This window comes from bacterium (assembly GCA_037131655.1).
Taxonomy (GTDB): Bacteria; Armatimonadota; Fimbriimonadia; order Fimbriimonadales; family JBAXQP01; genus JBAXQP01.
The window spans coordinates 1-1796 of the sequence record JBAXQP010000439.1 but is presented as its reverse complement, the minus strand read 5'-3'; the positions used below and the strand labels follow the sequence as shown (position 1 = coordinate 1796).

The 1796-nt window shown below is 43.9% G+C and carries 3 protein-coding genes; all 3 read right to left on the bottom strand.

What is annotated here, in order from left to right; genetic code table 11:
• Positions 1-697, bottom strand: a 697-nt coding sequence (locus WCO51_13405; protein MEI6514249.1) for a hypothetical protein, incomplete at its 3' end; no start/stop codon positions are given.
• A gap of 59 nt (positions 698-756) precedes the next feature.
• Positions 757-1608 (bottom strand): hypothetical protein, encoded by an 852-nt coding sequence (locus WCO51_13400; protein ID MEI6514248.1) that lies wholly within the window; start codon positions 1606-1608, stop codon positions 757-759.
• Between the two features lie 5 nt (positions 1609-1613).
• Positions 1614-1796, bottom strand: a 183-nt coding sequence (locus WCO51_13395; protein ID MEI6514247.1) for a methionyl-tRNA formyltransferase, incomplete at its 5' end; no start/stop codon positions are given.

Genomic DNA, 1796 nt, shown 5'->3' with positions numbered 1-1796 from the left:
ATATGAAGGCAAGCGAAGGTTTGTTGGGGTCGCTAATATCGGCTAGCATTAACATATTGCCTTTTGCGGGCGGCAATTGGGCAAGAATTAAATTCTCATTAGTTGGCGCCCAAAGGGCATGACGCACTCCAACGCTCTCGCCGAATTGCTCCCGCCAACTCATTATCATATCAGGACGTTCAGCGGATGGTAACAGTTGAGCCGCATGGTGGTCTTTAATATCCACTTCAGTAACAAACCCCTGGGCAAGATGCAACACAGTGCGCCCATCTTTACTAAAATGAGGGTCCTGCTTTGCTCCACCTCCGATTGTTAATGGCTGGACAACCGTACCATCTGGCCTGATAGAGTAAAGTTGGAAAACAATTTTTTTCGATGCGGCTGATTCTCGTGTGGAGCTGAAAATAATTTGGTTTCCGGTGGGTGACCAAGTTGGTGTTACATCTTCGGCATCGTCATTTGTCAATTGCTTGATTTTGCCATCTTTATCGGCAACCCATATGTCATCAAATCCGGATATATCCGATACAAATACGACCCAACCTTTCGTATCAAATGACCGCTCTCTTGTAATCCAGTCTTGATAATTAAAGAGGGTATAAACTAGCGCGGCAACAACGAAAAGAAGGATAGCAAAACGTATCTGAACGGACGGAATGTAAGATCGGAGCTTAGAATTCGTTTCTTGTTCACTCATTTTTATACTCGGTTATGTATTCAACTGCTGATAAATAATACCTGTTTATCATACCAGCCCTACCTAACTCCGAGCATCCTATCGATGGCATGAAGTACAGAATAGCGTTCAATCATCGATGAAATCGAGTATTTCTCCGTTAATATATGCACTAAAAGAAGAACAATCACTAATCCGAGTTGAACATAAATTCCCGATGAAAGAACGATTGCAAGCCCAAGCGCAGCCCCTAATAGGTTCGAACCGGTGTCTCCGAGCATCGCTTTTCCTCGAACATCCATAAGCAATATCCTGAGCGCACCTAGCCAGACATAAAGAATTGCGTGAGTCTCATACCCATAAGATTTCATGGTCACGAGAAAAACTAAAGGGGCAAGAATGCAGAATGGAACCATAGCGCGTCCAGGCCGAAGATCAAGAAGGTTGATAAAATTTGCAGTCAATGCAATTAGAAGTCCTGAAATAAGCGAATGCACTATCGGCTCGTTCAGAATAAAATAGGCACTGAGAAAGCCAGCAATTAGTCCCCCGATTGCTTTGATTAACCCAGAAGTGACTTGTCCATTGAAAAAAGCCTTTAAGTGCCCTTTCAAACCTCGCGCGTCATGAGAGCCATATAAGTCATCAACAAAACCCAGCCAGCCGAATATAATTACGATAAACAAAAAGGCGTTAAGGCTGTGAAAATAGGTTCCATACAATCTTGGACCCACAAATAGAATATCAAGCAGGATTAACCCGACGCAGATAATAAGCGGGATAAGACCAAAGGCGGTGGGGATAATATCGCCTTTAAAATTAGCGCGCATTAAACCAGATCGCTTGATAAGAGGGGAGACGAGATAAGGGACTGCGAAAAGGAGTGCTCCTCCGAAGAGAATTGGTAAAATCCATCCTTGAATGTTGTTCATTTCAGTTAACTTCCAAATCTTTGGCCTTGTTTAACTCGATGGCCATTAGTGAAGGAAGAAGCGGGCATCCGGGGTTTGCCCTCAGGTTGAACTTCCAATAATCGCAAAGCGCAACCCTTACAGGCAACCGTTATCCCTTCATGGACATCTAAAACCTCGCCAGGTTCCCCTTTACCTTCGGTTAATTC

Bases quoted from the DNA above. Each gene is read 5' to 3' on its own strand.
- WCO51_13400 (MEI6514248.1), bottom strand. From the start codon at position 1,608: ATGAACAACATTCAAGGATGGATTTTACCAATTCTCTTCGGAGGAGCA.